Annotated in this window: 20 protein-coding genes and 1 pseudogene; 6 read left to right on the plus strand and 15 right to left on the minus strand. The window is 56.6% G+C overall.

The features are described from left to right. Positions 1-33 precede the first annotated feature (33 nt). From murG to ACZ495_RS05715, 10 genes are all read right to left on the minus strand, one after another. Positions 34-1,110, minus strand: coding sequence for an undecaprenyldiphospho-muramoylpentapeptide beta-N-acetylglucosaminyltransferase (murG, locus tag ACZ495_RS05670; protein WP_296983660.1), 1,077 nt, complete (start codon positions 1,108-1,110; stop codon positions 34-36). Beyond that, complete coding sequence (gene ftsW / locus ACZ495_RS05675) at positions 1,089-2,219, minus strand: putative lipid II flippase FtsW (protein WP_464262890.1); 1,131 nt, start codon at positions 2,217-2,219, stop codon at positions 1,089-1,091. The genes murG and ftsW overlap by 22 nt, the downstream gene beginning before the upstream one ends. A gap of 47 nt (positions 2,220-2,266) precedes the next feature. Beyond that, positions 2,267-3,571, minus strand: a complete 1,305-nt coding sequence (gene murD / locus ACZ495_RS05680) for a UDP-N-acetylmuramoyl-L-alanine--D-glutamate ligase (protein ID WP_464262814.1) — start codon at positions 3,569-3,571, stop codon at positions 2,267-2,269. A gap of 11 nt (positions 3,572-3,582) precedes the next feature. Continuing rightward, the gene (gene mraY / locus ACZ495_RS05685) at positions 3,583-4,659 is read right to left on the minus strand and encodes a phospho-N-acetylmuramoyl-pentapeptide-transferase (RefSeq protein WP_012624740.1); all 1,077 of its coding nucleotides are present in this window, start codon (positions 4,657-4,659) and stop codon (positions 3,583-3,585) included. Between the two features lie 424 nt (positions 4,660-5,083). Beyond that, on the minus strand, positions 5,084-6,502 hold the full coding sequence (locus ACZ495_RS05690; RefSeq protein ID WP_464262815.1) for a UDP-N-acetylmuramoyl-tripeptide--D-alanyl-D-alanine ligase: 1,419 nt from the start codon (positions 6,500-6,502) through the stop codon (positions 5,084-5,086). Next, positions 6,493-7,947 (minus strand): UDP-N-acetylmuramoyl-L-alanyl-D-glutamate--2,6-diaminopimelate ligase, encoded by a 1,455-nt coding sequence (locus ACZ495_RS05695; RefSeq protein WP_464262816.1) that lies wholly within the window; start codon positions 7,945-7,947, stop codon positions 6,493-6,495. Before ACZ495_RS05695 ends, ACZ495_RS05690 begins: the two co-directional genes overlap by 10 nt. 315 nt (positions 7,948-8,262) lie before the next feature. Continuing rightward, positions 8,263-10,395, minus strand: coding sequence for a penicillin-binding transpeptidase domain-containing protein (locus ACZ495_RS05700; RefSeq protein ID WP_072311303.1), 2,133 nt, complete (start codon positions 10,393-10,395; stop codon positions 8,263-8,265). 128 nt (positions 10,396-10,523) lie between these two features. Next, complete coding sequence (locus ACZ495_RS05705) at positions 10,524-10,826, minus strand: hypothetical protein (RefSeq protein WP_012624736.1); 303 nt, start codon at positions 10,824-10,826, stop codon at positions 10,524-10,526. Next, positions 10,823-11,806 carry a 16S rRNA (cytosine(1402)-N(4))-methyltransferase RsmH gene (gene rsmH, locus ACZ495_RS05710; protein WP_296983647.1) on the minus strand — a complete coding sequence of 328 codons (984 nt, stop codon included), beginning with the start codon at positions 11,804-11,806 and terminating at the stop codon, positions 10,823-10,825. Before rsmH ends, ACZ495_RS05705 begins: the two co-directional genes overlap by 4 nt. 9 nt (positions 11,807-11,815) lie before the next feature. Further along, positions 11,816-12,262 (minus strand): division/cell wall cluster transcriptional repressor MraZ, encoded by a 447-nt coding sequence (locus ACZ495_RS05715; RefSeq protein WP_012624734.1) that lies wholly within the window; start codon positions 12,260-12,262, stop codon positions 11,816-11,818. 388 nt (positions 12,263-12,650) lie between these two features. On the opposite strand from ACZ495_RS05715, the gene pyk reads away from it, so the two are divergent. After that, positions 12,651-14,069 carry a pyruvate kinase gene (gene pyk, locus ACZ495_RS05720; RefSeq protein WP_012624733.1) on the plus strand — a complete coding sequence of 473 codons (1,419 nt, stop codon included), beginning with the start codon at positions 12,651-12,653 and terminating at the stop codon, positions 14,067-14,069. A gap of 3 nt (positions 14,070-14,072) precedes the next feature. Further along, complete coding sequence (locus ACZ495_RS05725) at positions 14,073-15,116, plus strand: HD-GYP domain-containing protein (protein WP_012624732.1); 1,044 nt, start codon at positions 14,073-14,075, stop codon at positions 15,114-15,116. 188 nt (positions 15,117-15,304) lie between these two features. Here ACZ495_RS05725 and ACZ495_RS05730 read toward each other — a convergent pair whose 3' ends face one another. Then, positions 15,305-16,093: a 4Fe-4S ferredoxin gene (locus ACZ495_RS05730; RefSeq protein WP_464262817.1), complete on the minus strand. Its 789-nt coding sequence runs from the start codon at positions 16,091-16,093 to the stop codon at positions 15,305-15,307. Between the two features lie 165 nt (positions 16,094-16,258). Here ACZ495_RS05730 and ACZ495_RS05735 point away from each other — a divergent pair, with 165 nt between their 5' ends. Next, positions 16,259-16,390: a transposase gene (locus tag ACZ495_RS05735; protein ID WP_371261783.1), complete on the plus strand. Its 132-nt coding sequence runs from the start codon at positions 16,259-16,261 to the stop codon at positions 16,388-16,390. A gap of 393 nt (positions 16,391-16,783) precedes the next feature. Then, positions 16,784-16,998 (plus strand): annotated as a pseudogene (locus tag ACZ495_RS05740) (IS3 family transposase); the annotation flags it as partial. Between the two features lie 94 nt (positions 16,999-17,092). Here the strand turns inward: ACZ495_RS05740 and ACZ495_RS05745 are convergent. From ACZ495_RS05745 to carB, 4 genes are all read right to left on the minus strand, one after another. Further along, positions 17,093-17,335: a glycine zipper domain-containing protein gene (locus tag ACZ495_RS05745; protein ID WP_012624730.1), complete on the minus strand. Its 243-nt coding sequence runs from the start codon at positions 17,333-17,335 to the stop codon at positions 17,093-17,095. A gap of 43 nt (positions 17,336-17,378) precedes the next feature. After that, positions 17,379-17,810: a hypothetical protein gene (locus ACZ495_RS05750; RefSeq protein WP_072311316.1), complete on the minus strand. Its 432-nt coding sequence runs from the start codon at positions 17,808-17,810 to the stop codon at positions 17,379-17,381. A 111-nt stretch (positions 17,811-17,921) separates the two neighbouring features. After that, the gene (carA, locus tag ACZ495_RS05755) at positions 17,922-19,052 is read right to left on the minus strand and encodes a glutamine-hydrolyzing carbamoyl-phosphate synthase small subunit (protein ID WP_072311307.1); all 1,131 of its coding nucleotides are present in this window, start codon (positions 19,050-19,052) and stop codon (positions 17,922-17,924) included. 2 nt (positions 19,053-19,054) lie between these two features. Continuing rightward, positions 19,055-22,297, minus strand: coding sequence for a carbamoyl-phosphate synthase large subunit (gene carB, locus ACZ495_RS05760; protein WP_464262818.1), 3,243 nt, complete (start codon positions 22,295-22,297; stop codon positions 19,055-19,057). Positions 22,298-22,504: 207 nt separating this feature from the next. On the opposite strand from carB, the gene ACZ495_RS05765 reads away from it, so the two are divergent. Beyond that, positions 22,505-23,710: an argininosuccinate synthase gene (locus ACZ495_RS05765; RefSeq protein WP_012624726.1), complete on the plus strand. Its 1,206-nt coding sequence runs from the start codon at positions 22,505-22,507 to the stop codon at positions 23,708-23,710. Positions 23,711-23,944: 234 nt separating this feature from the next. Beyond that, a complete protein-coding gene (argH, locus tag ACZ495_RS05770) occupies positions 23,945-25,345 on the plus strand; it encodes an argininosuccinate lyase (protein ID WP_072311308.1) in 1,401 nt (466 codons plus the stop codon). Positions 25,346-25,351: the final 6 nt, after the last annotated feature.

Consider the following 25,351-nt stretch of genomic DNA (forward strand, 5'->3'; position numbering starts at 1 on the left):
GCAGTCTGCCACCCAAATATCCCGCAACCGCGTTCAGCGCAGACGGGCTATCTCTTCCAAAACAGAAACCACGCGGCTGGCGGCATCAGGCCGGGCTGCGGCAAGAGCTGCGGCCGACATACGTGTGCGCTCGCTGCCGTCATTGAGCAGATCGATAAGCGTCTGAGCCAGGTTTTCTTCAATCATGCGCGGTTCGGGCACAAGAATGGCCGCTCCACCTTGGGCCAGAACTTCGGCATTGCGGGTTTGGTGGTCATGAACCGCATAAGGAAAAGGAACCAGAACCGAAGGCAGCCCGGCAGCGCACAATTCGGCCACAGTAGTAGCTCCAGAACGGCACAGGGCCACGTCAGCCCAGGCATAGGCCGCAGCCATATCATCAATAAACGCCGTAACCGTAGAAGCTTCATACCCTGCGGCAACATAGGCGTCGCGCACGTTCTGTTCATCCGCAACGCCTGTCTGATGGCGGATATCCACACCGGCAGCCTTGAAGGCAGAAAGGTGCTCCACGATAAACATGTTCAGGGCATGCGCTCCCTGCGACCCCCCCATCACCAGAAGCCGTCTGGCCCCGCGTGCACGCGGCAACCGCCCGGCCTCGCTCACTCCGGCGCGCACGGGGTTGCCTGTCAGAACGCACTTGGCGGGATCAAAGCCCCTGGTGTCCGGCAAAGAAAGGCAGATACGCTGCGCCAGACGCGCCAACACACGGTTGCTGGCCCCCGCTATGGCGTTCTGTTCATGCAGCATGATCGGCACGCCCAGCATACGTCCAGCCAGCATGGGCGCAAAGGCGGCATAACTGCCGAAACCAGCCACCACGTCAGGCCTGAAACGCCGGACAATGCCCACGGCTCTGCCTACGCCCCAGGCCATACGTATACCGGCCTCCACAGATTTCAGGCCACGCCCCAAAAAACCGCGCACAGGCAAGCCCTCAAAGGGAATATTTGCCACGCGGGCCAAACGTGCTTCAGGCCCGTAGAGTGAACCTACAAAAAGCAGCCTGGCCTGAGGGTATCTCCGCCGAATCTCCTCGGCAACGGCCAGAGCAGGAAAAATGTGCCCGCCTGTGCCGCCCGTGGTCAGGAGGATGTTGATGTCCATGTGTCCGCCGTTCGTGAAAAGTTCATAAGCAGCCCCACGCAAAGCATGGTCGCAAGCAGGTTACTGCCCCCATAGCTCATAAGGGGCATGGGTACACCCTTGGGTGGCGCGACCCCCATAACCACGGCAAGATTCATGACCGCGCCCATGGCAAGTATGGTGGTAAGACCGAAAGCAGTAAAGCGGTCACGCAGGTTACGCTGCCCCTGAATAATCCTGTAGCAGCGCCAGAACAGCAGGCCAAAAAGCACCATGACCACACTCATGCCCACAAAACCCATTTCTTCGGCCAGAACCGCCATGATAAAGTCGTTGTGTGCCTCAGGAAGATAGAACATTTTCTGTTTGCTGGCTCCGACGCCCACACCAAAAAAACTGCCCGAGCCGATAGCCAGCAGGGACTGCACAAGCTGATACCCGGTATTGTGAGCGTCCTGAAAAGGATCAAGAAAGGCCAGCAGACGGCGCAGACGGTACGGAGAAGAAATGGCCAGCGCCATGGCACCCGCGCAGGCCAGCGCCAGGGAGAAAAAAAGATAGACAAAGCGGGTTCCGCCAGCCACGCACATAAAAAACAGGATACTGGCAAGCACGACGGCACTGCCGAAGTCCGGCTGAAGCAACAGCAAAAAACAGAACAGGCCCGTTACCGCGAACGGTGGTATGACGCCCCTGCTGAAGGTCTTGATGAGGTCCTGCTTGGAACTCATGAAGTACGCCAGGTACAGGGCAAGGGCGATTTTGACGAATTCCATTGGCTGGATACTCACCGGCCCCAGGGGGATCCATCTCTTGGCCCCGTTAATGGCGGGAGCCAGAGGTGAAAGGGTCACCAGCAAAAGCAGAAGAGCCAAAAAAAGAGCCGGGTACTGCAAACGGTACAGCCACTGGCGTGGCATGAGGGCCGCCCCCCACAGGGCTATGCCCCCCAACAGGGCAAACAGCACCTGGCGCTTGAAGAAATAGTATTTATCGCCATTGACCTGCTCTGCCACGATACCGCTGGCCGAGAGCACCATGACCAGGCCGATGGCCAGGATAATGAGCATGATAGCAAACAGCCACCAGTCAAAAGGCGCAAAAGGGCCTTTTTCCGTAGCCCGGCCCATGGCGCTGTGCGCCTTATTGTTTTTGGCCTTTGCGGCAAAAACGTTTTTCATGACAGCTTACCCACTATACGCTTGAAGTCCTTTCCACGTTCTTCATAGTTGGCGTAAAGATCAAAACTTGAAGTGGCCGGGGCCATAAGCACCACGTCGCCCCTGCACGCCGAGGCGGCGAGATGCTTTACGGCAGGTTCAAGAGAGGCATGCCAGGTCATGGGAACAAGCCCCTGCCATGCCCGTTCAAAATGCTCCCTGCCAGCCCCGAAAAGAGCTACTGCGCTTACACGGTTTTTAACGAGATCCGCCAGACCGGCAAGATCGCCACCCTTGAATTTTCCACCACACACAAGACGCACGGGGCGATCAAAAGCTTCAAGGGCCACTTTAAGTGATGAAACCGTTGTACATTTGGAATCATTGACAAAAAGAACACCTTCAAGTTCACGTACCCGTTCAAGACGGTGCGGCAGGGGAGCAAAACGCGCCAAGGCTCTGGCTGCATTTTCTTCGCTGACGCCAAAAAGACGGCAGGCCTGCCAGGCCGCTTCTTCATTTACGCGATTATGTGCGCCCATGAGGGAACTGCCGGAAAAGCGGCCCGCATCGCTTACATAAACCTGGCGGGCCTTCAGACCGTACCGGACCGCAAGACTGCGCAGGCTTTCGCCGAGTACGGCAAGATCGCCTTCGTCCTGGCATCGGAACAGGCGAAACTTTGCCTCCGTGTATTCGGCCATATCTTTGTGATAATCCAGATGATTGGGAGTAATGTTAAGTAAAATGCCGGCCCGTGGGCAAAACGTAGAACAAGTTTGCAGCTGGAAGCTGGAAATCTCCAGCACGAGCACATCCGCCTTGTGTCCGGAAAGTACGTATTCCGACAGGGGGGTGCCGATGTTGCCGCCCAGAAAAACGGCATAGCCCTGCTCATGCAGCATGGCCGCCGCCAGCGATGCAGTTGTGGTCTTGCCGCTGGTTCCGGTAACGGCCAGCACAGGCTCGTTTTCCAGATAGCGCCATGCCAGTTCCATTTCTGCCAGAATTTCCGCACGCTCTTCATCCACAAGGCCCGCAAGGCGCGCCACAGGCATGCCGGGGCTTGGTACGACAAAGGCGGCATTTTCAAACTGGTCAGGCTTGTGGGGGCCAAGTTCTATACTGATGCCGAGTTGCCGCAGCTCGCCCGCCAGTGCTTCCCTGCCGGAAAAGGCATCAGCGTTGCTGTCCAGCAGGCGCACCTGCGCTCCTTCACGACACAAGAGCCGCGCAGCGGCAAGGCCGGAGCGCCCCGCCCCCACCACCACTGCCGTTTCGCCAACGCTGATGCGTCTGCCGCGCGTTTTTTCCAATGCCATACCATATCTCCTCAGCGCAGCTTCAGGACTGAAAGCGCCATGAGGCCAAGCAGAATTGACGTGATCCAGAAGCGGATGATGATTTTGGACTCTGGTACGCCTTTGAGTTCAAAATGATGGTGCAGGGGCGCCATACGGAAGAAACGCTTGCCCCCGGTCCAGCGGAAGTACCCCACCTGCACGATCACAGAAAGCGTTTCGGCCACAAAAAGGCCGCCTACCACAGCAAGCACCAGCTCCTGCTTGCACAGCAGGGCAAGGTAACCAAGCACTCCACCGATGGACAGGGATCCCACATCCCCCATGAAGACCTGAGCCGGATAGGCGTTAAACCATAAGAAACCCAACCCCGCGCCCACAAGGGCAGCGCAAAAAATGGTGACCTCACCCACGCCGGGCATATAGGGAACCAGCAGATACCCCGCAAAGCGCGCGTTGCCCGTAATATAGATAAAAATGGAAAAAACAATGCAGGCAACAATGGAAGGACCTATGGCAAGGCCGTCAAGACCGTCCGTAAGATTGACGGCATTGGACGCCGCCACCATGACAAAAACGCCGAACGGCAGATAAAACCAGCCCAGATCAAAAGTAACTTCTTTAAAAAAGGGAATGGTAAGCTTGCTGCTGTAGTCAGGATTAACAAAAAGCAGCAGCATGGCCACGCAGGCCACGGCAAGCTGGCCGCCCATCTTGGCCTTGCCGGAAATACCCCGGTTTTTATGATGGCGCAGCTTGGTAATATCATCCCAAAAACCCACCGCCCCGAATCCGGCAAAAACAAAAAAAGCCTGCCAGATGTAAATATTTGTCAGATCTGCCCATAAAAGCAGGCTTACCGAAAGGCTGAACAGCATCAGCAGGCCGCCCATGGTGGGAGTTCCGGCTTTGCAGGCGTGGGCCGCCACGTCCTCATGGATATACTGGCCGCACTTCAACCTGCGCAGCCATGTAATAAACCGCGGCCCGAGAATTATGGAAATGAGCAGAGCCGTCATGAGCGCCGCCATGGAACGGAAGGTGATGTAGCGGAAGACGTTAAAGAATGTCCATTCCGATGCGAGAGGAGAAAGGAAATTGTAGAACATGCACGGAGTCCGTTCGTTTGGCCACTCTGCGACCGTTACTGTCAGCGGGCCAGGCAAGGCCCTGGGTAGATCTCCCGTAGATCTGCGGGAATTGGTGATGGCGCATATGCCGCCGGAATACAAAAGTCCACATTTCGGCTGCGTCACCCGGGCATCGGTATGAAACAGCCCTGCCCCAGCAGGCGGCGTTGAAGTTCAAGCCCCCTGCCTGCGTCCGTCAATATTTTTCCCACGACTCTGAACGAGGCCCAATGTATGGGGCGCCAAGGCGCCGCGGCCAGACAGCTGGCACTGCAATTCGTCCAGACAGGGAAACTGTCATGTTTGCAAGGCGCAACCTGCTTCCATCGTTACGACGAAGGAAGTTGCGGGCTAAAAAACAGAAATATTCCGCTGTTGAGCAGTCATGCAAACGTAAAAAACTCTAACTGCTCAAGGCTGCCACAAGTGTTTCGAGCCTGTTGCTGCGCGAACCTTTAAACAGAACCACGCCGCCGCTTTTGGCGGCCTTGTTTTCCAGACCGTAATCCTGCAGAGTCTGCCATGTTTTCATGAACTCCCCGGCGTCGGTGACGACCTGCCAGGGACCGGCATAACCCGCCAAAGTAAGGCCTTTGCGCACATCCTCCGCATGAAGCCCCTTCCAGACAATCGCAGAGGGATTCAGACCGGCCAGGCGACGGCCCAAGGCCTCATGCTCCATGGCTGCCTGGCTGCCAAGCTCAAGCATGGCGCCCAACACTGCCACAAAAGGACGCCCTGCCGCCCTTTCAGCCGCTGCGTCCAGCATCCGGCCCATGGACAGTGGATTGGCGTTGTACGTATCATCAATCAACAGCCACGATCCTGCCTGCACCTGATTGAAGCGTTGCGCAGGCATGCGGGCCTGCGCCAGCCCCTGCCGTATGGCCTGCAAGTCCAGCCCGAGCATGTGGGCGACGGCAGCCACAGCAGCCACGTTCTCAGCTCCATACGCGCCCCTGAAAGGAGCCGTAACGTCAAACTCCCTGCCCCCTACCCATAAACGGTACAAGCCGTAGGCATCAGACGGAGTAACAGCAGCCCCCTGCGGAGCCGCACCCGCATAAACGGCGCGAAATTCCGCATCACGGCCGCTGCCGCTGAAGAAACAGATGTCGGTCTCCGTGGCTCGTGCTTCACGCACCAGATCGGGATAATCAGCGCAGACAAGACCTTTACCGCCTTTGGCAAGGTACTTGAGCAAACGTGCCTTGTGCCAGGCCACGCCTTTTTCGCCAAGCCCCTCAGTGTGGCCTGTTCCGGCGTTGAGCACAACCGCAATATCCGGGCGTAGCACTGAACCCAGATCATCCATGTCGCCTTGCTGGCTGATTCCGGCTTCCATAATCCAAAACTTTTCGTCGCCGTCTGTGCCGAGCACCGCTCGGGGCATACCGATCTGGTTATTATGGTTCATGGCATTGCGGGCGGTCTTTCCACCAAGGGACAAAACCTGGGCCAACACTTCCTTGAGGGTCGTCTTGCCTGCCGTACCGGTAACAGCCACCACGCGCGCCTTCGTCCTGTCACGCCACAGCCCGGCCAGTTGCCCCAGGGCCTTGACCGTATCAGGAACCACCAGAACCGGCACATTGATGCCCGGCAAAGGCCCTGCGGCCAGCACCGCAGCAGCGCCTTGCCTCACAGCCGCTGCGGCAAAGTCGTGCCCGTCCACCCTGCTGCCGGGTACACAGACAAAAAGCGCGCCTGGCCTTGCTTCACGACTGTCTGTCACGACCGAAGTCAGGACGGTATTTTCCGCATCCGGCAAAGTTCCGGGCAAGCCCAGGCAAACCGCCGCCTCATTAATGGTTATGCGCACTGGAGTATCTCCCGCACCACTTCCTGATCGCTGTAATGGTGTTTGACTCCCTGAATAATCTGGTAGTCTTCATGCCCTTTGCCGGCAATAAGCAACGCATCTCTTTTGCCAAGCATGCCCAAAGCCCGGGAGGTGGCCTCGCGACGGTCAACCTCGACGACAACCTCTCTGGCATCTGCAAGGCCAGGCAACACATCCTTGAGTATGGCCTCCGGATCTTCAAACCGCGGATTGTCCGAGGTCAGCACGGCCACGTCCGACCAGCGGGCCACAGCTTCTCCCATGATGGGTCTCTTGCTGCGGTCACGGTTACCGCCACAGCCAAAAACAGTGATCACGCGTTCAAAGCCTGCATCGCGCAGGGCCTTGAGAACATTCTCAAGTGCATCGGGAGTATGGGCATAATCCACAAAAACATTGAGTCCTTGCGGATTTTCCACCCGCTCCAGCCTGCCGCTGACCCCCGTAAAGCTTTCAAGAGCCTTGAAGGCTTCAGGATCAATTCCCATTTCCAGAGCCACAGCCTGCACAGCCAGCAGGTTGGAAGCATTGAAAGCCCCCACAAGGGGAGAGCGTAGCTCCCACTGCATGTCTTCAAGGCTCATACGCAGATGACAGCCTGCTGTGGTGGAAGAAAGCAGCTCTCCCCACAGGTGCCGCCTGTTGGGCGCACCCTTTTGCAGACCGAAGGAAAGAGCCGTGGGACACAGCTCCAGCAGGCGCCGGCCCCAGGCATCGTCAGCATTGACGGCCATGGATTTGTCGGCGCGCGGCAGCTCAAGAAAAAGCCTGGCCTTGGCCTGAAAATAACTTTCCATATCCCGATGATAATCGAGATGATCCTGGCTCAGGTTGGTGAAGGCCGCGCCGGAAAACGGCACACCGCACACCCGCTGCTGGTCTATGGCATGAGAGGAGACTTCCATCACGGCCACGTCCACGCCATCGCGGGCCATTGCGGCCAGCATGGCATGCACGCTCAAGGCATCAGGAGTGGTCAGGGGGGCCGCCTCAACATGGCCGGGCCAGCGATAGCTCACTGTTCCCATCACGCCGAGCTTATGCCCTGCCTGGGCGAAAAGGCGTTCAAGCAGATAGGTGCAGGTGGTTTTGCCGTTGGTGCCTGTAACACCCACAATACGGATAGGCAAGGTATCTGTATGCCAGCGGGCCTGTGCCAGCCGCCAGAGCGCCTCACGCGGGTCGGCATGGTGGACGACCCTGCACCCGGCGGTCGCTGCAGCTGCAGCCTCTTCACTGTCGGCCCGGCAAACGATAACTCCCGCCCCGGCTTCAGCGGCAGCAGGGATAAACTGGGCGCCGTCTTCCCTGACGCCAGGTACAGCCACAAAAATATCGCCGGGACATACCTGACGCGAGTCTGCGCGCACTTCAATCTCGCCGCGTCCGCACTCATCCAGCAGTGCCGCAAATTCCCGATTCATAATCAACCTCTTTGTAGAGCAATTTCGCTTTAAGCCCGTCGCCTTGCGGCGGAGCATACCCGTCTGCGCCGAACCAGTCGGCATCATCAGAGATTGCATCCGTCTGAACAGCCCTGATGCTGCAATGTCCCAGTTGCCGGAAGCGCTTTATCCTTCCGGCCCAAATCCGGCAACCCGGCGGCGGCAGTTCCCACAACCGCGCGCGCCTGCCGAGCCTCACCGGGAAACTCTCCGCCCCCTGCCGCCCCTTCTCGTCTCGCCGCTACCGGGCCGGCTTCAGACAAACGCGACAACAGTGACCGGCAACATTCAACCTTAACGTTCCGAGAGCCAGAGGATATATTCTGTCTTGTTATCTTCTTCGGGCCATGCCGCCCCCGGAGCCGGAGTCTGCTTGATCACGCGACTGCCGGATCCCTTGAGTTCCGGCACAACGCCCGCCCGGGCAAAAAGTTCTACCGCATTGCGCACGGATTTCCCCATCACATCAGGCACGCGGCTGCCCGCCTTTGCCAGATGCCCCGGCAGACGCATACCCGCATCCTGCCCCTGGGCAGCAGTTTTTTGAACTTCGTTGACATAGGGCACATCCAGGCCAGCCAACTTCAGGCCGCGCCTGCGCCCCGCAGCGGGAGCAGCAGGACTTTCGGTTCCTGTCGCCACCTTGGTATCCGGAACAATGCCCGTAAATGTCAGTGTGCGACTGGCTATTTCCTTGAAGACCGGGGCCGCAACCACGCCGCCGTACTGATTGCGTGTGGGTTCGTCCACCATGACCAGAATGAGGTAGCGCGGCTTGTCTGCCGGAAAAAATCCCACAAAAGACGCCAGCCTCTTGCTGCCATAGGTGCCTGCCCGATGGTCGGCTTTCTGTGCGGTGCCGGTCTTGCCAGCCACTTCAATGCCTTCAATGCGGGCACGCTTGCCTGTGCCGTCGCTTTCTTCAACCACATCACGCATCATGCGCATGACATCGCGCACGGTGGTTTGCGAGAATATACGTTGGGGTACTTCCTCAACATTATTGTCTTCACGAGTGAGGCGCAGCGGTTTGTAGACGCCGTTGTTAAGCAGCGTCAGATACGCCTGGGCCATTTGCAGCCCCGTGACGGAAATACTCTGCCCGAATGCCGTGGACATGATATCCACCTCACTCCAGTCACGGGGGATGCGCAAAATGCCCTTGCTGTCGGCCACCGGCACATTGGTACGCTGTCCGAAGCCAAGCGCGTGCAAATACTTGTAAAACGTAGGTGCGCCCATCATCAGGCCGATCTTGGCCATGCCGATGTTGGAAGAGTAGCGCAGCACCTTGTTGGCGGGCAGCACCCCCTGACGTGAAGTGTCACGAATGGTAAAATTTTTAGCCACCCACCTGCCGCTTTCACAATCAATGGCGGTACTGGTGCTGATTTTTTTTTCCTGAATGGCGGCGGCCATAACAAAAGGCTTGAAGGTAGAACCAGGCTCCAGGGCATCAGCCGCCAGACGGTTGCGATACACGAGAGGACTTGTGTCTTTATAAGTATTGGGATTGAAAAAAGGATACTGCGCCCAGGCCACAATTTCTCCCGAAGGCACATCCACTACCAGCGCCCCGCCCCAACGGGCGTCATAATCGCGCACGGCGCGTGACACGGCTTCTTCCACGATAAACTGCATCTGCACATCGATGGTCAATGTGAGATCCTGACCACGCGGTTCGCTCTGCCCTTCTTCATGCAGATAAAAACGGCGGCCCATGGCATCTCGCTGCACTATCTGGCGGGTAGGGATGCAGCCCAGGCGCGCTTCCATCGAGCGCTCGATGCCCTCAAGCCCTTTGTCATCCAGCCCCACAAAACCAAGCACCTGACCAGCCATGTGCTTGAAGGGATAAACGCGGTCATATTCCTTGGAAAGGCCGATGCCGGCCAGATTGGTCTTGCGCACCGCTTCGGCGGTAAAATCGTCAACCTTGCGTTTTATCCAGACAAACCGGCGTTTCGTCTGGGAAAGATCATTGTAGAGCTTCTGTGGCTCTATACCCAGAATAGGGCCAAGAGTATTGGCCATGGTCTGAAAGTCTTCAATTTCCTGCGGCCGGGCGTAAATGGAACGGGCCTCAATACTCCGGGCCAGCACCTGTCCGTTACGGTCAAAAATCATGCCGCGGCGGCCTGTCACCAGCTCCGAGGCCATATGCTGCCGCCGTGCGCGCTCGGCCAGGCGCGGGCCTTCAATCATCTGCAGATACCATGCACGGCCCCACAGGCCTGCCCACAGCAGACAAAAAACAACAACAACCATCTTGATGCGCACACGGCCCCAATCGATCTGCCCCGCCCATGCAAAGCGCGATTTGCCTTCGGGGGCCGGAGTCTTCATGCGATTGGAAACGCGTGATTTCTTTTCGGCCCTGGGGGCATCGGTATGCCTGTTGGCCTTGCGCGAATTGAATTTGAACATGGCGTGTCTCGATGACTTCCGGGTTGGTCCGGTTTTTTACTGATAGTATTTATGTTGCCGCCTCCGGCTTGCCGCATATCCGGAATAAACTGGCGCGACGTATCGGAGAGGTTTTATATGCGCGGAATCTACTGGCCTTCCATCCGGCGAATCTGCCCCGGCTTTGGCTCACGCATGGAAAATTCCTCAGCGCGGCGGCGCAGTTCGTAGGGCGAAAGCAGACGCTCTCGCTCTACTTCAAGCTTGGCACGCAGGGCGCGCCGTTCGCGCATGGTGTTCTGCGCGATATTGATAAAATATGTGGTGTCCATGCGCTCAATGTTGCTCCACACGAGCACAAGACCCATAACCATGCAGGCCAGCAAACCAAGCACCAGAAAAAGCAGCCATCCCCTGCCCCCGGTGGGCTTTACCGAAAGATTGCGCTTCACGAGCCGGAGTCCTCGGCAATTTTCTCTACAGCGCGCAGTTTGGCGCTGCCCGCCCGGGAATTTGCTGCCAGTTCTTCCGGCCCGGCCTGGACGGGTTTTTTATGCAGAATGCGCACTTCGGGCTGATGACCGCATATGCAACGGGGAATATGGCGCGGACAACGGCAACCTTCGGCCCAGTGCCGCATGGCCTGCTTGACCATACGGTCCTCAAGCGAGTGGAACGTTATGACGGCCAGCCGCCCGCCAATGGGCAGCCATGTCAGGATTTGATCCAGAAAACGGCGCAGCTCACCAAGCTCGTCGTTAACGGCCATGCGCAAGGCCTGAAAGGTACGTGTGGCTGGATGCCGACGGGCTTTGGCCCGCCAGGCGGCCGGGTACGCCCTCTCAACCAGCGCAGCCAGCTGGCCTGTCGTATCGATGGTGTTTTTCTGCCTGGCGTCCACAATGGCGCGGGCAATGCGCCCGGCTTGCGGCTCTTCACCCAGGGTGGCGATGCAGTCTTTGAGCTTGTCAAAGCTTTCGCGATTGACCCAGTGCCACGCCGAAGGCTGCGCCGAATTCTGGTCCATCCGCATGTCCAGAGGGCCATCACCATAAAAACTGAAGCCACGTTCCGCCTCATCCAGTTGCAATGACGAAACGCCGATATCCAACAAGGCTCCATCCACCTTGTCCCAGCCAAGTTCGTTGAGGGCTTCGGCAAAATCACTGTAGCGGCAGTGAAACAGGTGCGCTCGCCCGCCGAAACTGCTCAAACGCTGCCCGGCAAGGGCAAGCGCCTCTTCATCACGGTCAAGCCCGCACAGCTCTATGCCGGGTGCAGACGACAAAATGGCGCTGGCATGTCCGCCCATGCCAAGAGTGCCGTCCAGATAACGTCCCCCGGCGCGCGGATCGAGCGCCGCCAGGGTTTCCACAGGCAGAACGGACACATGCCGTGTCGGTTCCGTAGTATCGCTCATAGTCTGTATCATAAATAGCGCCTAAAGGCTGATCGCCACACCGCTGGCTGCAAGCTCCGCAGAAACGTCTTCAAGCTCCAGGGCGTCAAAGCGGATCTGATCCCAGATTTCAAATTTATTAAGCATGCCTACCAGCATGACATCCTTTTGCAGTCCGGCTTCACGCATGAGGGCTTGGGGAATGCGTACACGGCCCTGGGCATCGCACTGCAGTTCCTGTGCGAGACCCATTACCTTGGTCTTGAAGTGCGATAGGCGCGGTGAAGGCATGGGAATGCGGCTCAGCTGTTCCGTAACCTTTTCCCAATCGTCGGGCAGATAGGCCACCAGGCGGCCATAATACGCGGTGAGCCAGAAAACTCCTGTGCCGCCGCCGGCACAAAGCCCTTCCCGGTATTCGGGCGGCAGCATGAGACGCCCTTTGGGGTCAAGGCTGCGGGAAAGGCTTTTTGTGAAGAGTTTTTGCACTGCTTTACCACTTTTTTACTTCATATTACCACTTTTTCCCACTTATGCCCCAAGGCCATGGGGGTGTCAAGCCAAGTACAAAAAAACCGCAATATTTATGGATGGAGCCGGCTTCAGGCCATGCCCCAGGGTGGAAACACTGGTGTGCCCTCAGGACGCCGCGGTGGTAAAAAGTGGTTTTTACCACCGGCGAGCCGCCATGCGGAATATGCCGCAGCCTGCCGGAACATCACCCGGCATTGTCCAGACTACACGACGCATACGCCAGCAAGGCCGAATACCTTGACAATACGTGCGAAAATCAAGATGATTTTTTGTGCTGGTCACTTGCCCTTTTCTTGCGTCCATACGCCGGACCAGCTTCTTGCCCTCTAAACAAGGACACATCATGAGAACCAAAATTGTCGCCACCATCGGCCCCGCTTCCAACAGCAGGGAAAAACTGCACGAGCTTGCAGAGGCTGGCGTAAGCGTTTTCCGTCTCAACTTCTCACATGGCGCTGCTGCCGACTTTGTGAACATCATAAAAAACATCCGGGAAGTAGAGCAGTCTCTTGGGCGGCCTATCACTATTATGCAGGACCTTTCCGGGCCAAAAATTCGCTTGGGCGTGGTTCCCGAGGGGACGATAGAAGTAGAAAAAGGCATGCGCCTGCTGCTTGGCCCAAGCCAGTCACGCGTAGATGAAATGGCCTACCTGCCTTTTGATCATGAAGAAATCCTTGAAAGCCTGGAACCCGGCGACCGCCTTGTTCTGGCCGATGGCGGCCTTCAGTTCATCGTGCAGGCGCGCAGGGCCGACGACCTTGTGCTGCTGGAAGCCGACAACAGCGGCATTGTTACCTCGCGCAAGGGCCTCGCCCTGCCCGGCAAGGCCACAAAGGTACGCGCCCTGACAGACAAGGACAAAAAAGACCTCGCAGACGGACTCAAGCTTGGCGTGGACGCAGTGGCGATTTCCTACGTTCAGACGGCCGATGATGTACGCGAAGCCAAGGAGCTGATCGCCGCTGCCGGGCAGAACCTGCCTGTGGTGGTCAAGCTGGAACGCCAGAGCGCTGTTGACAATCTTGCAGAAATTCTGGCGGAAACAGATGTGGTTATGGTGGCCCGCGGCGATCTTGGCGTGGAATGCCCCCTGCCCTTGCTGCCTGCCCTGCAAAAACGCATTATCAGCGCCTGCAACAAGGCCTCAAAGCCTGTTATCGTCGCTACGCAGATGCTGCTTTCTATGGTCAACAGCCCCGCTCCCACGAGAGCGGAAACCACAGACGTGGCTAACGCCGTACTGGACGGGGCCGACTGCGTGATGCTTTCTGAAGAAACCGCCATGGGCAATTTCCCCGTAGACACAGTACGCTATATGAGGCGCATCACCGATGAAGCTGAAAAGCTGCTGCTGCTCAACCACAATCTTGAAGAGCCCGATGCCGACAAGGGCATACCGGAGTTTCTGGCTTACTCAGCTTGCCTGCTGGCCAACAAAGCCGGAGCCAAGGCCATCGTGTCTCACAGCCTTTCCGGCAGTTCCGCGCGCCAGGTTTCCGCCCGACGTCCTCCGCAGCAGATATACGCCCTTACCCCGGATCCGGTGACCGTCAAGGCGCTCAACTTTGTCTGGGGCGTCAAGCCGGTTTTCATCGACCGCCCGCAGGAAGAACCCAGCCACCTCATCCGGGCCGAACAGTTCATTCATGACAGCGAAGATTTCGTGGCTGATGATTGCGCCGTTATCACGGCCGGCCAGGTTAAAGGGTCTTCCTCCACCCCCCGGGGTACCAACCTTGTCAAAATTTACTGGAAATAGCCCATGGCCGAGCAAGCACGGAAAGCACGAGAGATTCCCCAGAACATCAATGAGGAATATTATCAGATAAGCAGCGAGATACTTTCAAGCTTTCCCAAGTACCGGCCTCCTGTGGATCTTTTCAGCTTTCGTGAAGACATCATGGTGCTCGCTCCTTATTGCAAAAAAGAGACGCGCCTGACGAACGAGCAAGTTGAAGAGCTGGCGGCGCTGTGCGCCGAGGGCAATCTTTTTGTGTCGCGCTCTGACCACCACATCTATTCGCGCCACATTGTCAAACAGCTCGACCTTGTTTTACAGGATAAAAATCTCAAGGAAGCTGAGATTGCGGATATCTGCATCCGCGCGCTCTTTATCCGCTACACAGAGTTTCTCAGCCAGCCCGTCAAACCCCTGCTGGAACCGCTGTACCGTGACGTTATGGTGATCACGGAATACCTCTGGGCAGACAAGCACCGCATCAACACTTTCATGCGCCGCCTGTTCCGCAAACACCAGTTGGCCCGGCACTCCATCAACAGCATGAGCGTGGGCCTCTGGCTGTGGCTGCAGGTAAGCGGAGAATACCGCCGCAAGGATCTTGACCGTGCTGCCTTGGCCTTTTTGCTGCATGATGTGGGCATGAGCAAGGTTCCCGCCTTTCTGCTCAGCAAACCAGGCCCGCTCAAGGCCGAGGAAAGGGAAAAGCTGCTGCCCCACCCTCTTGTGGGCGTCAAGCTTATGCACAAGATGGAAATGAGCTTTGAAGAGCTTGTGCGGGCCTGCTACGAACACCATGAACGCATGGACGGCTCAGGTTATCCCCAACGCCTCAAGGGAAACCAGATAAGCCGGGTGGGGCGGATTACCGCCATCGCCGATTCCTTTTCGGCCATGATCTGCGACAGGCCCTACAGCGAACGCAAGGATCCTCTTGAAGCTGCAAAAGAGCTGGCGGGCGACCCCCGGTATGACAGCGAACTGAGCAACATGTTGCTTACGGGCTTTGCGTCCGGCAACATCGGGGGCATGACGGATATGGACAGGATTGTGGACGAACCGCTGTAGGCAAAAGACGCTCCCCTGCCGGAACATGCTTTTGCATTCCGGGCCGTTAAAACACCGGAAAAACACGTCCTAGCCGTCCACGCGATTCTGAACGCACACGCCCCGACTGGCGAGCGGGCTGCTTACAAAAAGAGCGGATACACACAAAGTGTGTATCCGCTCTTTCAGTCTGCGCCGTCAGGCAGTTGCTATGCTCCGGCGACAAAAAACTCCGGTTCTCTCCTGGTCATACAGTTTTTTTCCAGTATATTCATGATGTTCAGTACTGTTTCTTGATCAAAATACTTTGCGCCTTCCGGGCATGACCTGACGCAGGCGCAACAGCGGATACAGCCCTGGCTGATTTTCGCTGCATCATCAAAACTGATGACCTGCATCGGGCAGTTTGTTGCGCAGAGCATGCACTGCGTACAGCTTTGCGACGTTTTAGGCCGTATATCCACAACCGGGGGCAACCCCCTGTACGGACGGTTACCGGGCACAGTCACGGTACTGCAGCAAGCGGAAAGCACGGCTGCGGCCACATTTTGGGAAAAATCCCCAACAGCGACCATATCCCGGGCGTCCGGACGCCCAGTCCCAACCTTGGGCGTCAGGCTGTGCTCGGCTACAAACGCGGCCGCAGCCGGTACGGCAAAACCCTGTTCCTGTAAAATATCAACAGCTTCTAAAAGCGCATCGTCGTAATGGCGGTTGCCATACACTGCCACAGGAACGGCTACCCCGCCGTTACCAACAAGCCCAGCCAGAAAGCCTGATACAGGGCGTGGCAACCGCCCCGCATAGACCGGAAATCCCAGAAGCAAAAGATCATCCGCATCACAGGAAAATTTTTTCTCGCGGCCACCAGGAAACGTCAGATCATGCTCTATGACAGATTTGCCGACAGTTGAAGCCACAGCGCCAGCCATGGCCCGGACAATCTTTTTGCTGCTGTGGGTGGGACTGAAAAAAACTACATGCAGGCTATTGCTCATGGGTGAAACTTCCCGCTTATACATGCGCCAAGGCAGTTTAAAAAAGCACGGCATACGAAGCAAGTTTTCAATACAAAAAGGCCGCCCGTGCTGATATGCCCCCATCAGAGTAGACAGCGATATAAAGGGCATCTAGGCTGAACGCTGTAACCTGATGGGGGTTTTATGTCTGGTAGAAAGAATGCGTTCTATAGCTTGGAGTTCAAACTGGAAGCCGCTCGACGATACCTTGAGGGCGGCATCAGCTACCGCGAATTAAGCAACGAGTTGGGAATCAAGAGTAAAACGCAGTTGTAAAAGTGGGGTGCCGCAGTCAGGCTTGGCGAGTCGCTTGATGATGCCAGAGGGAAGCTTGATGGCCCTCGACGCGGACGTCCTCGTACCAAATTCTCATCTTTGGAAGAGAAGTTAGCCTATGTGGAAGCGGAGCGTGACTATCTAAAAAAATTGTATCACTCCCGGTTCGGGCACGAATGGGGGCGCATAAACAAAATTTTTCTTCAAAATAGTTTATGAATTGCGTTTGCGTTATCCACTTTTAATTCTGTTGAGCTTTGCTGGACTATTTCGATCTGGGTATTATAAATGGAAAACTGCAACCGCCATAGATCATAGAGATAGGGATGTCATAGAACACATCAAAAGCATCCATTCAGTGCGTCCTTTCTATGGGTATCGTCGTGTAGCTGCAGCCACTCGCGGCGGGGAAACTGTCAGGATAACGCCTGCCTGGAATCGTTTTTTTCCCACCTTAAAACCTAAGCCTTTACAGGGAAAAGTTTGTGCAGTCCGTAGGAAACCATTGCCCTGCTAGAAGAGCATATACGTTTTTACAACGCGGAAAGATTTCAAAAAAGCTCGGCCAGCTCTCTCCGATAGAATTTCGGAAAAAGCTGGCCGCTTGATTATTCGCCTTGGCTTTTTTGACCTGTCCACTTGACGGGGAGCAGACCATGTACCGGCCTTTTGTATTGAAAACAGCGCCAGAAAGGCGAGCTGCTACCAGCTGTTTCCCTTGCTCTGTTCGTGGCCGACAATACCGCCGGCCAAAGCGCCGATACCAGCGCCAGCAAGAGCGCCCCATCCGGCAGCACCACCGGAAATGGCAGCTATGCCCGCACCGCCAAGCGCGCCAAGTGCGGCGCCGCTGGCAACACCCTGCTGGGTCTTGCTCATGTTGGTGCAGCCCACGCCACTGGTAAACATGACGGCCAACAGGCCTATAATCAAAGCTTTCTTCATGGCTATTCTCCTGAGTCCTGTTATCGCCCCAAGGGCAGGTACCTTACTTCTTGGCAATGCGGGGGGCGATCAGTTCATACCAGATAACGCTCATTACCGGACGGTCAAGCCTGTCGGGATTGGCAGCGTACCACTGGTCTACCATGGTGATAATCTCAGCACGGTTGACTCCCTTGAAGGCATTCATCCAGCCCTTTTCAAAAGGCGAAAGGGTATAAGCAGGTTTTTTGCCGGATTTGGCAGCTTTTTCCGCCAGTTTGGCATTAACAAAATATTCTACGGTAATAGCGGATTCCACACCAAGCAGGAATGCGGCCTTATCAGTCTCGCTGGTTTTTTGCCATACATGTCCCGTAAGCTGTTCCACGGGATTATTTTGTGCTACATCGCCAGCAGCGACTTCCGCAGCGCGAACGGGAGCGCAGGCCAGAACCAGAGCAAGAACCAGCCCAAGGCTCAAAACTGACTTTTTCACGCGAAGCTCCTTGCAGTTTAAGGCGAGGCGGCATGCGCCGCCAGTAAAAACCTCGTACAGTGAATGTACTTTAGCCACAAGCATACCTGTATATCAAGTATTTTCCGGGCATCAGGCTCCGGCGCTCTCGCCAATGATTTTTCTGAAACGGTTGAAGAGGTACTCGCCATCATGAGGTCCGGCAGCGGCCTCCGGATGATATTGCAGGCTCATGACAGGCAGTGTTTTATGGCACAGCCCCTCAAGGGTCTGGTCATTCAGGTTGACATGCGTGGCCTCCACATCGTCCACATCATCAAGAACCACATGAAATCCGTGGTTTTGTGATGATATTTCAATGCGCCCTGTGGTCAGGTCCTTGACCGGATGATTGCAGCCGTGATGCCCGAACTTGAGCTTCTCCGTTCGGGCGCCGAGGGCATGCCCGATGAGCTGATGCCCCAGGCAAATGCCCGTAACCGGCAGCATATGTATGAGTTCGCGCACCAGAGCGATTTCGCTGGTGAGTGTCGCCGGATCGCCAGGGCCGTTGGACAAGAAAACGCCCTTGGCTCCGCTGGCTTTTGCCCTGGCAGGGCTGAAGCCCGGTGGCACGGCCAGTGGCTCAAAACCTGCTTCGCAAAGACGGCGCAAGATGTTCCACTTTATCCCGAAATCATAAACCAGCAAGGGCAAACCGGTTCCGCGCCACGCATAGCTGCCGTCTTCAGCCACGGTGACTTCCTGCACGGCATTGTCATACCAGGCGTACGGCTTTTCTGGCGCCACAAAAGGAACAAGATTGTGCCCTTTCATGGCAGGCAGGGCACGCGCACGCTCCTGAAGAACGGCAGGGTCTGTTTCCCGTGTAGAAATGATGCCTCTCATGGCGCCGTTCATGCGCAGATGCCGGGTCAGCGCGCGGGTATCAAGCCCTTCCACACCGGGTTTTTCATAACGCTTCATGAATTCCGGCAGAGACATTGTGGAACGCCAGTTGGAGGGTTTCTTGCAACATTCCTTGACCAGCAGGGCCGCACAATGCACTCCGGCGGATTCCATGTCTTCACGGCAAGTGCCGTAGTTGCCTATAAGAGGGTAGGTCATGCAGACCATTTGCCCGTAATAGGAAGGATCCGTAAGAATTTCCTGATATCCGGTCATCCCTGTGGTGAAGATGACTTCACCGCCGGTTTCAAAATCGCCGGTAAAGGACTTGCCTTCCAGCGTGAACCCGTCTTCCAGCACCAGCAATGCTTTCATAATTACCCCCGCGCATCCCGCGCGTAGTATTCCTGCAAACTTTCCACATGAATCTCGTCCCGGCGCGACCCTATGGCCGTAGCCGTGGCGCGTGCCGCTGCAATAGTGGTGCAGTAAGGTACCTTGTAGTTCAGCGCCGCCTGGCGGATTGCCTTGGAATCCCTGGCGGTATGTTTGCCGGAGGCGGTATTCACAACCAGGGCAACCTCGTGGTTGATAAGCAGGTCCACAATATTGGGCCGCCCTTCATAAACTTTACGCACTTCTTCTACTTTCAGGCCGTGTTCGCGCAGGATAGCTGCCGTACCTTTGGTAGCCAAAAGCTCAAAGCCCAACTTAGCGAACATTTCGGCCACTTCCGGCAGGAAGGGCTTGTCGCGGTCATTGACCGAAAGAAAAAGCTTGCCGCCCTGTGGGGGCACCTGCCCCGCTCCGAGCTGGCTTTTAAGAAAAGCCTCGCCAAAGCTGGACCCCATGCCCATGACTTCACCCGTGGAATGCATCTCCGGGCCAAGAATCACGTCTACACCAGGAAAACGCTGGAAAGGCATGACAGCTTCTTTTACGCAGATAAAGCCGCCCTTGCGCATGCTCCAGGGGTCCAGTTCATCCAGGCTTTTGCCAAGCATGACCTGGGTAGCGAGATATGGCAGGGGCACGCCTGTGGCCTTGGATACAAAAGGAGCAGTGCGCGAGGCACGGGGATTGACCTCAAGAATATAAATATCATCCCCCTTGATGGCGAACTGTATATTCATCAGACCAATGACCTTAAGTTCACGGGCAAGCGCTTCTGTCTGCGAGGCGATGAGGGCTACATGATCATAAGACAGCGAATAGGAAGGCAGCACACAGGCCGAATCGCCTGAATGGATGCCCGCTTCTTCAATATGTTCCATAATGCCCGCAACATAAACGTCCTTGCCGTCAGAAATGGCGTCCACGTCCACTTCTACGGCATGTTCAAGAAACTTGTCGATCAAGATGGGATGTTTGGGCTTTTCCGGCACCTGGGCGTGAAAATAGGCGGTCAGTTCCGAAGCGTCGTAGGCCACGGCCATGGCCCGTCCGCCAAGCACATAGCTCGGGCGCACCACAACGGGGTAAGCAATACGCTCGGCCACGGCAAGAGCATCTTCAAGGCTCATGGCTGTGCCGTTGGGCGGCTGCAGCAGGCCAAGTTTCTGAATCAGCGCCTGAAAGCGTTCACGGTCTTCTGCCCGGTCAATGGCGTCCGGGCTGGTGCCGAGAATGGGAACTCCGGCTCGCATAAGAGGCACGGCCAGATTCAGCGGAGTCTGACCGCCGAACTGCACTATAACGCCTTCGGGCTTTTCTGTTTCCACAATGTTCATGACATCTTCAAAGGTCAGCGGTTCAAAGTAGAGCCGGTCCGAAGTGTCATAGTCTGTAGAAACGGTTTCGGGGTTGGAGTTGGCCATTATGGCCATTACCCCGGCGTCGCGCAAGGCAAAGGAAGCGTGGCAGCAGCAGTAGTCGAATTCGATGCCCTGACCGATACGGTTGGGGCCGCCGCCAAGGATGAGCACCTTACGGCGGTCTTCCAGGTTAATTTCGTCGCCTTTTTCGTAGGTCGAATAAAAATAGGGAGTATAGGCTTCAAACTCTCCGGCGCAGGTATCCACCAGATAGTACGTCGGCAGGATGTTCATCTCCTTGCGCAGGCGGCGAATATCCGTCTCCGGACGTTTCCACATCTCGGCAAGCTGCCTGTCGGAGAAGCCGTATTCCTTGGCTTCGCGCAAGATGACAGCCAGGTCTTCATTTCCGGCAGTCATGTCATTGGCAAGGCCAAAGTTGCGGATACGCTGTTCCATGCTGACAATGTCCTGCAACTGGCGCACAAACCAGGGATCAATGGCGGACACGGCAAAAATTTCTTCTTCCGTGATGCCCGCGAGCAAGGCCTGACGCAGTGCAAAAATACGGCGGGAGTTGGGTCGCTGCAATGATTCCAGAATTGCTTCGCGATCAGGAAGCTCGGCATTGAAATTGAAGCCAAGGCCTGTAGCGCCGATTTCCATTGAACGCAGCCCTTTTTGCATGGCTTCCTTGAAGGTACGGCCTATGCTCATGGCTTCGCCCACGCTCTTCATGGCTGTGGTCAGTTCATCTTTTGCGCCGGGGAATTTTTCAAAGGTGAATCGCGGAATTTTCACCACGCAGTAGTCAATGGCCGGCTCAAAGCTTGCCACGGTTTCGCGGGTGATGTCGTTGCGCAGTTCATCCAGTGTGTAGCCCACAGCCAGCTTGGCCGCAATCTTGGCAATGGGAAACCCGGTAGCTTTGGAGGCCAGCGCCGATGACCGCGATACGCGCGGGTTCATCTCGATAACCACAATTTCGCCATTGGCCGGATTAACGCCGAACTGTACGTTGCTGCCGCCGGTTTCCACACCGATTTCGCGCATGATGGCGATGGAGGCATCGCGGATCTGCTGGTACTCCGCATCAGAAAGGGTCTGTACCGGGGCTACGGTAATGGAGTCACCCGTGTGAACCCCCATGGGATCAAGATTTTCAATGGAACAGATGATGACGCAGTTGTCATTGACATCGCGCATCACTTCCATTTCTATCTCTTTCCAGCCAAGTACACTCTGCTCGATCATCACTTCTGACGTGGGGCTGGCGGCAAGGCCGTTGCCCGCGACCTCTTCAAGATCGGCGAGGTTGTAGGCCACACCGCCGCCTGTGCCGCCCAGGGTAAAAGCCGGGCGGACAATAAGCGGAAAGGGCAGCACATTGCCCAGCTGGCGCACTTCATCTATGGTACGGGCAATGCCGCTGGCGGGCATTTTGAGGCCGATTTTTTCCATGGCCTCGCGAAAAAGCTCACGGCTTTCAGCCTTTTCGATGACTTCGGCCTGCGCACCGATAAGCTCAACGCCGTATTCCGCTAAAACGCCGCTCTTGGCAAGTCCAAGAGCGGCGTTCAATGCCGTCTGCCCGCCAAGAGTAGGCAAAAGTGCGTCGGGGCGTTCTTTCCGGATGACGGCGGCCAAGGTATCGTGCTCGATCGGCTCCACATACGTGGCGTCCGCCAGTTGCGGGTCGGTCATAATCGTGGCGGGATTGGAGTTGACCAGCACCACTTCGTAGCCCTCTTCTTTGAGGGCCTTGACGGCCTGTGAGCCGGAGTAGTCAAACTCGCAGCCCTGGCCTATGATGATTGGTCCCGCGCCAATGACAAGAATTTTGTGTAAATCCGTACGCTTGGGCATTGGACATTCCTGCGGCTTTGGGGATCGTGAAGAAAAGCTACGGCATATTACTACCGTTTGCTCAAACTAAAGAATAATACATGCACTTCGTGTCAAGGTCAACAATTTCTCCGTACAGTCCGCAGGTTTCCTTCCGGCACTAAAGCCTTGCGCCTCGCGCTGATTTACGCAATACTTCTTCTCTTGAATTCATAAGGGGGCTTGATAATGCAAGACATAAAAAAAGTTGTTCTCGCCTACTCCGGCGGGCTTGATACATCGGTTATCCTGAAATGGCTTATTGAGACCTACAAATGCGAGGTCATTGCCGTCACCGCCGATCTGGGCCAGCCTGAAGATCTCTCCGGCGTGGAAGAAAAGGCACTTAAAACCGGCGCTTCCAAAGCCTATGTGGTTGACCTGCGCGAAGAGATGGCCAAAGATTTTGTCTTTCCCATGATGCGTGGCGCAGCCATCTACGAAGGCCGCTACCTGCTCGGCACTTCCATTGCCCGGCCCCTCATTGCCAAGGCTCTGGTGGACATCGCCCGCAAGGAAGGTGCCGACGCCATAGCTCACGGTGCGACCGGCAAGGGCAACGATCAGGTCCGCTTTGAATTCGCTGCCAGCGCCCTGGCTCCGGATATCAAGGTCATCGCCCCCTGGCGTGAATGGGAGCTTATGTCCCGTACAGCCCTTACCGCTTTTGCTGAAAAGCACGGCATTCCCATTTCCAGCTCAGCCAAGCGTTACAGCATGGATGCCAACATGCTGCATACCAGTTTTGAAGGCAGCGAACTGGAAAATCCGGGCAATGAACCGCACGAATCTTGCCATGAGCGCTGTGTGCCGGTGGAACAAGCCCCGGACACGCCTGAAATTGTCACTGTGGACTTTGAGCAAGGCAACCCCGTGGCTGTAAACAGCAAGGCTCTTTCCCCCGCCGCAGTCATAACTACCCTGGCAGAAATCGCCGGACGCAACGGTATTGGCCGCGACGATATGGTAGAAAACCGTTTTGTGGGCATGAAGTGCCGCGGGGTATACGAAAACCCCGCAGGAACCCTGCTCTACAAGCTGCACCGCGACCTTGAGGGCATCTGCCTGGACCGCGAACTGCTCGGCATACGTGACATGCTGGCCGTGCGTTACTCCCAGTGCGTGTACAATGGGTTCTGGTATTCGCCCGAGCGCGAAGCCATGCAGGCCTTTATGGACAAGGCGCAGGAAAGCGTTACCGGCACGGTACGCGCCAAGCTGTACAAGGGCGGCGTATGGCCCCTGTCGCGCACGTCTCCCAACTCCCTCTTCTCTGAAGACCTGGCGACATTTGAAGGTGGCGACTACGACCACAAGGACGCGGCGGGCTTCATATGCCTTAACAGCCTGCGCCTGCGCCTGCATGCGGCCGTCGCCGACAAGTTGAAAAAATAATACAGAACGCCGGATTACAGCCACCTGCGGCGACCCGTGAGACGATGGTCTCCGGGTTGCCGGGGTTCTGAAAAAACAGCTTTGCCGCCAAAAGCACGGCAATGCCGCATGAAAAATACGCGGACAATCCTTTTGCTGCTGCCAACGGGTAAAAACCATATCCAGTCCATCAGCAAAACGCCGAACCGGCAACGCCCCTTCCTGTAACACACGATCTTTCAAACGGATGCTGCCATGAAGACCAACCAGAGCTGGGGTGGGCGTTTTGCCGAAGGCCCCAAGGAAGCCGTGGCCCAGTACACAGACTCCCAGTCTTACGACAGGGCACTTTACGCCCAGGACATCCGTGCCTCGCAGGCACATGCCCGCATGCTGGGCCGTCAGGGCGTCATCACGCCCGAAGAGGCCCAACTGCTGGTTGAAGGGCTTGACCGGGTGCGTGAAGAAATCCGCTCCGACAGCTTCATCTGGAAGCCGGAACTGGAAGACGTGCATATGAATATTGAGGCACGCCTGACAGAAATTATGGGCAATGTGGGCAAAAAACTGCATACGGGCCGCAGCCGCAATGATCAGGTAGGCTTGAGCTTTCGCCTTTTTGTGGCAGACAGGCTGGAAACGTGGCGGCAGCGCGCCGCTGCCCTGTGCGCCATTCTGGTGCAGCGTGCCACTGAGCATGCCGGTGATATCCTGCCCGGCTGCACACACCTGCAGCCCGCGCAGCCCGTGAGTCTGGCTCACCACCTGCTGGCCTACGCCTGGATGTTCCGGCGCGACGCCATGCGCCTTGGAGACTGCCTGGACCGGGTGCGTATCTCCCCTCTGGGTGCAGCTGCCCTGGCCGGTACAACATATCCGCTTGATCCGCAAAGTGTGGCCAAGGACGTAGGCTTTGACGGAATTTACGGCAACTCGATGGATGCCGTGTCCGACAGAGATTTTGTGCTTGAAGCCCTGTTTGGCGGCTCCACCATCATGATGCATCTCTCGCGTCTGTGCGAGGAAATCATCCTGTGGGCCAACCCCGCCTTCGGCTTTGTCCGCCTGCCTGACAGCTATTCCACCGGCTCATCAATCATGCCGCAAAAGAAAAATCCCGACGTGGCCGAACTTATGCGCGGCAAAACAGGGCGCGTCTACGGCTCGCTCATGGGCATGCTCACAATCATGAAAGGCCTGCCCCTCGCCTATAATCGCGACATGCAGGAAGACAAGGAAGGCTTTCTTGACGCCGACAGAACGGTGGAGGCATCTCTGCGGCTCATGGCCGGCATGATGGAAGAAATCGCCTTTCGCACGGACCGCATGCGTGAAGCCTGCAAGGCCGGTTTTCTCAACGCCACGGAACTGGCCGACTACCTTGTGGGCAAAGGGATTCCCTTCCGCGAGGCGCACCATGTTACCGGGCAGTGTGTCGCCGCGGCAGAAAAGCAGGGCAAAGGGCTTGAAGACCTTACTCTGCCTGAAATGCAGGCCCTTGAACCTCGCATCGGGGAAGACGTATACGCCATACTGGACTACGCGGCCGCTGTGCAGCGGCGCGAAACCCCCGGCGGCACCGGGCCGCAATCCGTAGCCGCGCAGGTGGCCCAGCTCAGGACATGGCTTGCCGGTATGGACGGCATGGTCCAGTAACAGGAA

The sequence above is a fragment of the Desulfovibrio sp. GTC20076 genome, from assembly GCF_055385905.1.

Coding starts and splice junctions, on each gene's coding strand:
- murG (WP_296983660.1), bottom strand. CDS start 1,110: ATGGACATCAACATCCTCCTGACCACGGGCGGCACAGGCGGGCACATT.
- ftsW (WP_464262890.1), bottom strand. CDS start 2,219: ATGGGCCGGGCTACGGAAAAAGGCCCTTTTGCGCCTTTTGACTGGTGG.
- murD (WP_464262814.1), bottom strand. CDS start 3,571: ATGGCATTGGAAAAAACGCGCGGCAGACGCATCAGCGTTGGCGAAACG.
- mraY (WP_012624740.1), bottom strand. CDS start 4,659: ATGTTCTACAATTTCCTTTCTCCTCTCGCATCGGAATGGACATTCTTT.
- ACZ495_RS05695 (WP_464262816.1), bottom strand. CDS start 7,947: ATGAATCGGGAATTTGCGGCACTGCTGGATGAGTGCGGACGCGGCGAG.
- ACZ495_RS05700 (WP_072311303.1), bottom strand. CDS start 10,395: ATGTTCAAATTCAATTCGCGCAAGGCCAACAGGCATACCGATGCCCCC.
- rsmH (WP_296983647.1), bottom strand. CDS start 11,806: ATGATACAGACTATGAGCGATACTACGGAACCGACACGGCATGTGTCC.
- pyk (WP_012624733.1), top strand. CDS start 12,651: ATGAGAACCAAAATTGTCGCCACCATCGGCCCCGCTTCCAACAGCAGG.
- ACZ495_RS05725 (WP_012624732.1), top strand. CDS start 14,073: ATGGCCGAGCAAGCACGGAAAGCACGAGAGATTCCCCAGAACATCAAT.
- ACZ495_RS05730 (WP_464262817.1), bottom strand. CDS start 16,093: ATGAGCAATAGCCTGCATGTAGTTTTTTTCAGTCCCACCCACAGCAGC.
- ACZ495_RS05735 (WP_371261783.1), top strand. CDS start 16,259: ATGTCTGGTAGAAAGAATGCGTTCTATAGCTTGGAGTTCAAACTGGAA.
- ACZ495_RS05745 (WP_012624730.1), bottom strand. CDS start 17,335: ATGAAGAAAGCTTTGATTATAGGCCTGTTGGCCGTCATGTTTACCAGT.
- carA (WP_072311307.1), bottom strand. CDS start 19,052: ATGAAAGCATTGCTGGTGCTGGAAGACGGGTTCACGCTGGAAGGCAAG.
- carB (WP_464262818.1), bottom strand. CDS start 22,297: ATGCCCAAGCGTACGGATTTACACAAAATTCTTGTCATTGGCGCGGGA.
- ACZ495_RS05765 (WP_012624726.1), top strand. CDS start 22,505: ATGCAAGACATAAAAAAAGTTGTTCTCGCCTACTCCGGCGGGCTTGAT.
- argH (WP_072311308.1), top strand. CDS start 23,945: ATGAAGACCAACCAGAGCTGGGGTGGGCGTTTTGCCGAAGGCCCCAAG.